At 47.4% G+C, this 9,327-nt stretch carries 7 protein-coding genes and 1 pseudogene; 1 reads left to right on the top strand and 7 read right to left on the bottom strand.

The features are described from left to right. A partial coding sequence (locus ACFO8Q_RS08780; protein WP_380025395.1) for a hypothetical protein occupies nucleotides 1-235 on the top strand: 235 nt, incomplete at its 5' end. A gap of 59 nt (nucleotides 236-294) precedes the next feature. Here the strand turns inward: ACFO8Q_RS08780 and nasC are convergent. The 7 genes and pseudogenes from nasC to nirD form a co-directional block, all read right to left on the bottom strand. Further along, nucleotides 295-2,436 carry an assimilatory nitrate reductase catalytic subunit NasC gene (gene nasC, locus ACFO8Q_RS08775; RefSeq protein WP_380025394.1) on the bottom strand — a complete coding sequence of 714 codons (2,142 nt, stop codon included), beginning with the start codon at nucleotides 2,434-2,436 and terminating at the stop codon, nucleotides 295-297. Between the two features lie 60 nt (nucleotides 2,437-2,496). After that, the gene (gene nirB / locus ACFO8Q_RS08770; protein WP_380025393.1) at nucleotides 2,497-4,935 is read right to left on the bottom strand and encodes a nitrite reductase large subunit NirB; all 2,439 of its coding nucleotides are present in this window, start codon (nucleotides 4,933-4,935) and stop codon (nucleotides 2,497-2,499) included. A gap of 35 nt (nucleotides 4,936-4,970) precedes the next feature. Beyond that, nucleotides 4,971-6,104 carry an MFS transporter gene (locus tag ACFO8Q_RS08765; protein ID WP_380025397.1) on the bottom strand — a complete coding sequence of 378 codons (1,134 nt, stop codon included), beginning with the start codon at nucleotides 6,102-6,104 and terminating at the stop codon, nucleotides 4,971-4,973. 550 nt (nucleotides 6,105-6,654) lie between these two features. Continuing rightward, a complete protein-coding gene (locus ACFO8Q_RS08760) occupies nucleotides 6,655-7,065 on the bottom strand; it encodes a MerR family transcriptional regulator (RefSeq protein WP_380025392.1) in 411 nt (136 codons plus the stop codon). A gap of 55 nt (nucleotides 7,066-7,120) precedes the next feature. Continuing rightward, nucleotides 7,121-7,870, bottom strand: a pseudogene (cobA, locus tag ACFO8Q_RS08755) (uroporphyrinogen-III C-methyltransferase); the annotation flags it as partial. Between the two features lie 52 nt (nucleotides 7,871-7,922). Further along, on the bottom strand, nucleotides 7,923-8,930 hold the full coding sequence (locus ACFO8Q_RS08750; protein WP_380025391.1) for an anthranilate phosphoribosyltransferase: 1,008 nt from the start codon (nucleotides 8,928-8,930) through the stop codon (nucleotides 7,923-7,925). Between the two features lie 59 nt (nucleotides 8,931-8,989). Then, a complete protein-coding gene (nirD, locus tag ACFO8Q_RS08745; RefSeq protein WP_380025396.1) occupies nucleotides 8,990-9,301 on the bottom strand; it encodes a nitrite reductase small subunit NirD in 312 nt (103 codons plus the stop codon). Between the last annotated feature and the right edge of the window lie 26 nt (nucleotides 9,302-9,327).

The raw sequence follows: 9,327 nt of genomic DNA, 5'->3' as shown, positions 1-9,327 counted from the left end.
CACAGCGCACGCCAGCCATTCCGTTACCGACCAAGACCAACTTTCTCTTGTTCATGTTCCCTCTCTCCTTATACATCAATTCGACGGTCAAAAAGAAAAGCCCAGAAAAACCTCAACGATTCTGCCGAAAGTCAATAGAACTCTCGACAAAATGCTTGCAAAGGTTTTTAGGGCTTCATTGCCTAAGCTTGATCGACTTCATTGTCAACAAGCCATTTTCCATAGGAAAGTTTAATGTCAGGTTTTATTACATGCTTTTCGTTATTATAGTTTTAAAACCGGAATTGTGCAACCTCAGGTAACGGTTAAATCGACAAGAGGATTTGCTTTTACCGCACAAACTTTGAATCCAGGCATTTTGCACGTGGGATCAAGCGCTTGATTGGTGATTTTGTTGACACTTTGTGAATCTCCCCAGTGCATGGGAACAAATACAGTGTCTTCACGGATCTCACTGGTCAGTTTACTTCTGACGACGATACTACCTCTCTTGGATTCCAACTTTACCAACGAGTTGTTTTCGATCTTATATTTTTTCGCTGTCTCAGGATGAATCTCCAGAAAGGATTCCACATCCCTTGCTGCCAGCGAGGGGCTTCTTCGTGTTTGAACCCCTGTCAAATAATGTGCCATAACCCTTCCGGTCGTCAAGTAAAGCGGGAAATCCTCGTTCACCTGTTCTTCCGGAAAATGATTGTGTACCGGGATCATCTCCGCTTTCCCGTCAGGATGAGCAAAAGACTTTTCAAACAACCGGCCTTCTCCGGGATGATCAAGCGAAGGACACGGCCAATAGAGTCCGCCTTCTTTTTTCAACCGCTCATAGGTAATGCCGTAATAATCTGCAATCCCGCCGCGGCTTGCTAGTCGAAGTTCGTTAAAGATATCTTCAGGGCACGAATAGGAGAAATATTCTCCTTTCCCAAGAAGAAGGGCTATTTCGCAAAGAATTTGCCAGTCGTGCTTGACTTCGCCTGGACAATCGCGGCTTGCCTGCCGCAAAGTGACCCGTCCTTCAAGATTGGTCATCGTTCCTTCATTCTCGAGATAGGAAGACGTCGGCAGAATCAAGTCAGCCATTCTGGCCGTTTCCGAAATAAACATATCGACCACAACAAGGAACTTTAACTTTTTCAGCCCTTCTTCCACGAAATTCGCATTCGGGTTTGATACAACGGGATTTGAGCCCATCACAAACAGCCCCGTAATTTCCTGCTGATGAACTTTTTCCATCATTTCATAAGCGGAAACTCCTTTGCCGGGCAAATCCTGTTCGTTGATTCCCCAGACCTTTGCAATATACGCCCGATGCTCAGGGTTGTCAATCATACGATACCCCGGAAGCTGGTCAGCTTTTTGACCGTGCTCTCTTCCGCCCTGACCATTTCCCTGACCGGTAACAGCGCCATATCCGCTGCCTTCTTTTCCGATTTTACCCGTCACCAGCAAGAGGTTCAGAAAGTTACGGACAGCCAAGTATCCATTCGTCTGCTGTTCAACGCCTCTAGCCGTAAAAATCATCCCCGATGCCGCTTTCCCAAATGTTATGGCAGCCTTCTTAATCTGCCGGACGGGTACGCCTGTGATTTCCGCTATTTCCTTCAGATTGATCGTGGCTATATGTTCTTTGAGTTCGTCAAATCCCTTTGTCCTCTCGTCAATAAACTTCGGATCGATCAAGCCTTCATCAAAAATAACTTTTAAGAGTCCGTTTACCAAAGCAGCATCCATTCCCGGTTTCACTCGCAAATGTAAGTCCGCGATTTTGGTTGTTGCCGTTTCCCTTGGGTCAATCGCGATAATAAACGACCCATTTTCTTTTGCCTGGTTGAAATACGGCATCAGGGTAGGCTGGCATTCGGCAATGTTCGTCCCCGCCAATATAATACAACGTGACAAAGGAATTTCGGACAGCCGGTTCGTCAGGCCGCGGTCGATTCCAAAAACTTTATTTCCGGCAGATGCCGCAGCAGACATACAAAATCGGCCATTATAATCGATATACCTGGTTCGCAAAGCGATACGGGCGAATTTTCCCAACAAATAGGCGTCTTCATTGGTCATGGATCCTCCGCCATACACACCCAGCGCATCGAAACCGTCTTCACGCTGAATCTCCGTAAATTTTTCTTTGATAACCTCTAATGCTTTGCTCCAAGAAACCCGAACAAATTGCCCATCTACCTTTAACATCGGATACAGTACACGTTCACTGTGAAGTGCATGCTGGTGTGCATTCATCCCTTTCACACACAAGCGGCCTTCCGAGGTGGGGTTGGGTCTTGGATTCACAATATATTTGCTGCGTTCCACGATCCTCTGCTCGATCAACTCCATGGTGCATTGCACACTGCAAAAAGGGCACTGGGTATTCATTACGATTTCAGATTCCACTTGCAGTTGCTTGGAACGGAAATGGGTCAATAGATTGTTCATACTCTCCACCTTTTAGCGTTGAATTTTTGAAGGCAAGCTCCATTGCGCGGAGCTTACCTTCTACTTGGAAGTACTGATTGCTTCTTTCGTAAGCGGATCGTTTTTGTTCCCGTAGACTTCTTCCTGAATCTCCTTGTTTCCCAGCACTTCTTTCCAAGGATCTTTACTGTTTGAAATGGCAATTTCAAGCCGTTCCATTAACACTTCCCGGTTTTCTTTATCGAACAGGACCTCTCGGACATGCTCCAATCCAACTCGTTCAATCCATTTTGAGGTTCTCTCCGAATAGTTGGCCGTTTCACGGTAATATTGTAAAAAGGCGCCCGCCATTTCCATAACTTCCTCTTCCGTTGCTACCGTGCACAATAACTGGCCGGCCTGCACATGAGTACCCCCATTGCCTCCCACATAAAGCTCCCAGCCATGCTCCACACCCACGATGCCCAAGTCCTTGATTCCGGATTCGGCGCAATTGCGCGGACAAGCGGAAACACTCATTTTGACTTTATTGGGAGTTTGAATCCGTTCGAATTTCTTTTCCAGAGCGATTCCAAGTTCTATTGAGTCCTGCGTACCGAATCGGCAATAACGGGAACCGACGCATGTCTTGACCGTTCGCAGAGATTTTCCATAAGAGTAACCGGAAGGCATATCCAAATCCGCCCACACATTGGGCAGATCTTCCTTCTTTATCCCTAACAAATCGATCCGCTGACCGCCGGTTAATTTGACCAGGGGAATCTCATATTTCTCAACCACATTGGCGATTCGTCTCAATTCTTCTGCATTCGTAACCCCGCCGTACATTCTGGGAACAACGGAATACGTCCCGTCAGCCTGAATGTTCGCCAGCATTCGTTCACTTACGGATAAAGAGTCCTGATCCTCCTCATACTCGGTTGGATGGATCATTCCCAAATAGTAATTGAGAGCCGGCCGGCAAGTGGAACAACCCTCTTCGTTTTTCCAACCGAGCACAAACATGACTTCTTTGACATGCGTTAAACGTTTCTCCTGAATCTCCTGAACCACTTCATCATGGCTTAATGTCGTACAACTGCAGATCGTTTCTTTCTCCACCGTCAGTTCCACATCATTCTCCCGGGCATGTTCCAAAATGGCCGCGACTAACGGTTTACATCCTCCGCAGGAGCTCGATGCTTTTGTGCATTTGGCTATCTGCTGAACTGTCGTGAATCCCTGGCTGTAGACGGCCTGCATAATCGCCCCTTTTGTCACATTGTTACAAGAACAAACAATCTGATTGATAGGCATCGCCGCAGCAATATTGTCACCGGATTCTTCCGATGAAGACTGGAACACTTGGTTCAATTCGTCGGCAGCCGCTTGCCGGTTGATCATCTCCAATAATTTTGGGCCTTCGCTGATATCACCAAACAAAACGGCTCCAACAATCTTGTTGTCACAGACCAGGATTTTTTTATAAATTCCGTTGATTTCATCATGGACTTTGAATGATTTCGTTTCCTCATTATCCACGAATTGACCAGCCGAGAATACGTCGACACCCGATACCTTCAATTGAGTCGAAACAACGGTTCCTTCGTAGCTCTTTCCGTGAACACCGCATATCTTTTCCGCCAATGCTTTGCCTTGTTCATAAAGGGGAGCCACCAACCCGTAGACGATTCCACGATGTTCCGCACATTCTCCGACCGCATATACATTAGGAGTATTTGTCTCCATGTAGTCGTTCACAACAATTCCGCGGTTGACTGAAATGCCGCTGTCCTTCGCCAGTTGGACATTCGGTCGTACCCCAACAGCCATCACAACCAAATCGGTAGCCACTTCGGTGCCGTCTTTAAAGCGGATTCCTTCCACACGTTCTCCGCCGATAATTTCTTCCGTCTGCTTCTCCAACAGAAAATTCATTCCCTGCTTTTCCAGTTCCCTTCTGAGCATTTGGGAAGCGGTAGGATCGAGCTGTCTTTCCATCAAGCAATCAAAAATATGAATCACATTGACTTCCATGCCCAGGTTTAACAGACCTCTTGCAGCTTCCAACCCTAACAACCCGCCGCCGATGACGGAAGCTTTTTTATATTGGTTGGCCGTTTCAATCATTCGCTCACAGTCTTTTATGTCTCGAAAAGCGGTAACCCCTTCCTTGTCGGCTCCGGGTACCGGCAGAATAAACGGCAGGGATCCTGTCGCCAGAATCAACCGATCGTATTCAACCTGTCGATTCTGATCCGTGTATACCACCTGCTGCTCCGTATCGATCCTGATAACCGTTTCCCCTGTAAACAGCTGAATATTATTTTCTTGATACCAATTCCAATCATTGATCGTAATATCCTCAATGGTTGTGTCACCCTGCAGCACTTTCGACAGCAGGATGCGGTTATAATTCGGGTGCGGCTCAGACCCGAATACTGTAATCTCAAATCTTTCCCGATCAATCTTCAATATTTCTTCGATACAGCGTACGCCCGCCATTCCGTTTCCCACTAGCACCAATTTTTGCTTGTTCATAAGAAACCTCCAAAATCGTATTCCGTTTATCCTGATTACACTCTGTGCCCAACGCTTACCTTGGTTTTGGTTGGTTTGGATCCACTCTGGTTAAGGATGAGACAAACGAGCGAAAAAACAACTAACAGCAGAAAACCGGGAATATAGGTCCCTTCCATATCTTTTACGACTCCAAGGACAATCGGAGGAAAAAAACCGCCGATTCCTCCGGCCGCACCGACAATTCCTGTCACAGCCCCTGTGTTTCCTGATGATACTTCAGGGACCATCTTGAAAACCGCCCCATTCCCAGTCCCTAACAGACAGGCCATGATCAAGCAACCGACACTGAAGAGAACAAAATTTTCTGCTGTGAAAGAGATGAACAGAGCACAAAGGAACACACCGCTAAACACAATGGTTAAGACTTTTTTCGAACCGAACCGGTCGGACAAATAACCGCCAAACGGACGAATTAACGTAGCGATTACCACAAACCCTGCCGTCTTCAGTCCGGCCTCTACGGTGGTCATAGTAAAAAACTCTTTTAAGAAGGTAGGCAGATAAACACTGAAGGTCACAAAGCCTCCAAACGTCACAAAATAAAACAGGGACAAGTACCACGTTGATTTATATTTCATTACCGACAAAGATTCCTGCAAAGTCTTGGTTGTCTCAGGCCTTGGCATCTCTTGAGTTCCGGCCCAGAAAACAATTGCCATAATGCCGATGGCCGCCGCGAGTCCCCAAAACACCCAGTACATTCCGTATTGATTCAAAATGATAGGTGTTGAGAAGCTGGCAGCTGCCACTCCCAAATTCCCCATTCCCGCGATTCCAAGAATCAATCCTTGTTTTTGCGGCGGATACCATCGGGATACATACGTAATTGAAATCGCAAATGTTGTTCCTGCCATCCCGATTAAGAGGGCCCAGAACAGCAGCATGCCGTAAGAGTCAGCATATCCTGCTCCGATCATCGGCAGCACGAGAAGGAGCATTGTCAACACATAGATTTTTCGTCCTCCATATCGATCCGTTAAAATTCCCATTGGAATCCGCATCAGAGATCCTAATAGAACGGGGGTTGCGAGTAGAATGCTTTTCTCGGTTGTACTTAAGCGATAAATTTCTTGTATAATACCTGCAATCGGCGGAAAAACCGACCACACCGCAAAGGATACAATCATGGCTAGAGTCGACAACACCAGTGCAGAGATTTGACCTTTTCCTTCCACCTAAAGCAGCTCCCCCAGAATAGTACTCTTTAATGTTAATTTTCTTGACACGGTAAAACGAACAAAAATAAAAAGCCCCTTTCTTGCATCCGTTGTTTTAAACAAACGAATTTAGGAAAGAGGCGTCATTGCCTGAAGTATCGAAAAACACTTCATTGTGTTCAAATTCATTATAAACAAAATGAGATCAAAAAGAAAGACCTTGTGTTATATTTTATTACATGTACCTCACAAAACAACTGTACTGTATTTTGGGCGTAAAAAGAATGAAAACGTTGGAAGGAAACCTGACATATAATATGTCTTCCACATCCCCGCACTCATATAATGAAAGTGTTACCTTCCTCGAACGAGGATGTTTCACCCTCTCCGCGAACTGCTTTGGGATGGGATGTTCCCATCCCCCTTTTTTTGAAGTCGCCTGTCCGAGATTGAAAAGAAACAAAAGAGAGAGCGTCGTGCCTTGTACAACGGCTTGCAACGCTCTTTTCGTCCCGCATGTTTATTTGGGTCTGTTATTTCGATAAAACTGCGCCAATTGCCCTTCGATAATCGTAGTTGACCATGAACGGTCCGTTCGAGTGTGAATCTGATCCCGAATCCCCCGCAACAGGTTGCTGTCATCCAAATCATGTTCGGATGGGGTAGGTTGAGGGGTTGGTTCGGTTGGCATCGTCGGGGGCTTAAGAATCTTCTTGATTTGGGATATCGTGTATTCCTGATCGATCATATCCTTGATTCGCAAGAGTCTGGCAACATCATTAATTGAATAGAGCCGCTGCTCGCCATTCGAACGAAAAGGACATATTAGCCCTAACTCTTCATAATAGCGAATTTGCCGTAAAGTTAACCCGGTTAATTGTCTCACGATTCCAATCGTAAGAACAGCCATATCACGAGGCACTGGATCCATATGTCACCCCTCCCCATTCGGACCTGGCCTTTCATCCAACATTTGAGACAGCATCGGGTACTCTCTCAAACCAAGCCAGCTTTTCCCGCAGTTTTACTGCTTCACCTACCACAATCGTTACCGGACTCGTGAATTGAGCTCGCTGCTGTTTTTTCACTATATCCGCCAGAGTGCCCACCAACGTCTCCTGTTCAGCCCAAGTGCCCCGGCGAATTAATGCGATTGGAGTGGCAAGGGGTTTTCCGTGACGAATCAAATTCTCCACGATCTCTGGCAGATGTGATACTCCCATAAGAATCACAAGCGTATCTGAAGATGCAGCATGTTTCCAATCGATTGAAGACTCAGGCTTATTGGCACACTCATGCCCCGTGATGACCGTAAAAGAAGAAGCCACATGACGATGAGTAACCGGAATGCCGGCGTATGCGGGAGCAGCAATCGCTGACGTTATTCCCGGTATGATTTCAAAAGGAATCCCGTATTCCACCAAACGGAACGCTTCTTCACCGCCGCGGCCATAAACAAACGGATCTCCACCTTTAAGACGAGTGACCGTTTTTCCTTCCAACGCTTTCCTGATTAGAAGCTGATTGATCTCTTCCTGTCTCATCGTATGTCTTCCGGACTCTTTCCCGACATATATCAATTCCGCGTGCTGAGGCGCGTGTTTCAGCAAATCAGGAGATACCAAACGATCATAAATCAGCACGTCAGCCTGTTGAATGGATTCCAAGCCTTTTAACGTAATCAATTTCGGATCACCCGGTCCCGCGCCGGTCAGGTAAACTTTCCCGACAGTCATCCATTCCCCTCCTCAAGTGAAGCAACGGGGGAAGGAAGGGACTTTCGTCCGATTATTCCCCGCGCCACTCCGAAAATTTGGCCCATGCTTTCCCCGAATCCAGAACCGACCCGGCAATCTCGATTCCTTCCGAAATATCTCCCGCGTGCCCCGTCAACCACAAACGCAAGGCACTGTTCAAGAGAACCATATTGCGATATTGACGTCCTCCCTGCAGAACCTCCAAGACATGAGAAGCTTGATCCGCAGTGGTCAATTTTACGGGCGCGGCATCCTCCGCAAGCCCGTAATCCTTCGGGTTCACAAGGTGTTTTTCCATTGTTCCGTCTTGAATGATATACAAGGCGGAAGGCCGGTTAGTCGGAATATCCTCCGAACCGTCGATTCCCTGAACCACCATCGCCTTGCGATAGCCAAGGGTAATTGTGAGTTCTGCCGCTTTCTCCAGTGCGCTGGTATGGAATACCCCAGCCACCAGATACTCGGCAGCGGCCACATTCAAGAATTTTTCCACCGTATTCAGCAGAGTCCGCACTCCAAGATCTTCCCGGATTTTGCGCAGCTGCCGTAAAGGAGGACAATAATTTTCTGTTTCGATAAACGCAATGTTGTTCCGGTCAATCATGTTTCCGATTTGTTCAGCATGAGCTTCAACAGGAACACCTACCTGCTGCAAAATTTCTCTCAGGCTTACCCCAAACTTGGGCGGAAGCGAAAGACTTCCATGCAGCACCACCGGCACCCCTGCTGCGGCCAAAACGGCTGCAACAGGTATTGTGGCAGCAAATGATTTGGCCCTCCCGTCGTAAGGACCCGCACAATCCAGCAGACCTTTTTGACCGTGCGTGACTTTCTGTGCTCTCTCCCTGCCAGACTCGATAAATGCAAGAAGTTCTTCCACAGTCTCGCTTTTTACTCTTTCTGCGATGAAAAATGCGCCGATTTGGGCATCTGTAGCTTCTCCGTCAAAAATGCGGTCAGCCGCCTCCTTGGCCAATTCGAACGGCAAATCTTTGGCACCTTTTTTACCGCGACCGACTTCCTTCAGAAATTGCTGCATGTTTCCTGCCTCCAGTAGACCCACCGATCGGCGGGCATCAAAAGTGTATATAGTATTTCCTACATACTGATATACACTTTATTGCCGATCACGTCTACCTTGTACGTGGTCACACACCCCGTATCGGGCGCTTGCACCTGGCCGTCCTTCAGGTCGATTTTCCAGTCGTGCAGCGGACAAAATACGTATTCTCCTGACACGATCCCTTCCGCCAGCGGCCCGCCCTTATGCGGACAGCGGTTTTCTACCGCCCGCACCTCACCACTGCTTAAGCGGAAAACAGCGATTTCACGTCCATTCAGCTTCACGACCCGGCCCGTTTGCACTGGCAGTTCCTCCAATGTCGCCACTTCCACCTTCACAGCTTCCATACTTTTCATCCTGATGTCCCCCCTTA

It is taken from the genome of Effusibacillus consociatus (assembly GCF_042652925.1).
GTDB lineage: Bacteria > Bacillota > Bacilli > Tumebacillales > Effusibacillaceae > Effusibacillus > Effusibacillus consociatus.
This window is presented reverse-complemented; position numbering and strand designations above follow the sequence as displayed.

Excerpts from the sequence above, each read along its gene's own strand:
- nasC (WP_380025394.1), bottom strand. The coding sequence starts at position 2,436 with ATGAACAATCTATTGACCCATTTCCGTTCCAAGCAACTGCAAGTGGAA.
- nirB (WP_380025393.1), bottom strand. The coding sequence starts at position 4,935 with ATGAACAAGCAAAAATTGGTGCTAGTGGGAAACGGAATGGCGGGCGTA.
- ACFO8Q_RS08765 (WP_380025397.1), bottom strand. The coding sequence starts at position 6,104 with ATGATTGTATCCTTTGCGGTGTGGTCGGTTTTTCCGCCGATTGCAGGT.
- ACFO8Q_RS08760 (WP_380025392.1), bottom strand. The coding sequence starts at position 7,065 with ATGGATCCAGTGCCTCGTGATATGGCTGTTCTTACGATTGGAATCGTG.
- ACFO8Q_RS08750 (WP_380025391.1), bottom strand. The coding sequence starts at position 8,930 with ATGCAGCAATTTCTGAAGGAAGTCGGTCGCGGTAAAAAAGGTGCCAAA.
- nirD (WP_380025396.1), bottom strand. The coding sequence starts at position 9,301 with ATGGAAGCTGTGAAGGTGGAAGTGGCGACATTGGAGGAACTGCCAGTG.